Origin of the sequence: Streptococcus sp. KR (genome assembly GCF_002238115.1) — a bacterium.
In the GTDB taxonomy this organism is placed as follows: domain Bacteria; phylum Bacillota; class Bacilli; order Lactobacillales; family Streptococcaceae; genus Streptococcus.
In genome coordinates, this window is sequence record NZ_NGVM01000117.1 from 1 (window position 1) to 563 (window position 563).

Annotated in this window: 1 protein-coding gene; it reads right to left on the reverse strand. The window is 35.2% G+C overall.

Translation table 11 applies throughout. The annotated features are described in order from the left end of the window. Positions 1 to 167: 167 nt before the first annotated feature. On the reverse strand, positions 168 to 563 hold a 396-nt coding region (locus tag CBI42_RS11175; protein ID WP_218822069.1), incomplete at its 5' end, for a hypothetical protein.

Sequence of the window (563 nt, forward strand, 5' to 3'; positions counted from 1 at the left end):
GCCATTTTTATCAATATCCGTCAACTTAATCTTGTTCATTTCAGCTTTAGAGAAAGAGCTAAAGTTTCTAATAGTCCCTTTTAAGTCTTGCAAGTTTCTCTTTAAATTTGAGCCGTCTGCCCCAAATTTAATGTTCATCCCTAATCCTTGTGCCATTTTTTATCACCTCACTTTTTTAATAAATCGTCAAGACTTAAATGATTTTTTTTCATAAATTCAATATCGCTTGTGTTTTCTGGAACCTGAGAGTCACTAAACTTATTCATAGATATGAACTCGTCGATCGGCATATTATCAAGGGTTGCCATTGTTGCGGTAGGATTGAATGAATTTTTCATAGTTTCATTGTACATATCAATAATTGAGTCATGAAACTCAGCAACGGACATCCCTTCACCACCTTGAACTGGCTCATCCCCACTAATAATTTTTTCTGCTTTTTCTTTGCTAACGTTCTCCACGTTGACCATGTTAAAAATCCTGACGTGATAAAAGAAGTCGTCAAAGTTTTTGTAATCGTTTCCTCGATCAGCTTTTTCACAAAGAAAGTCTACGTTTAGTGG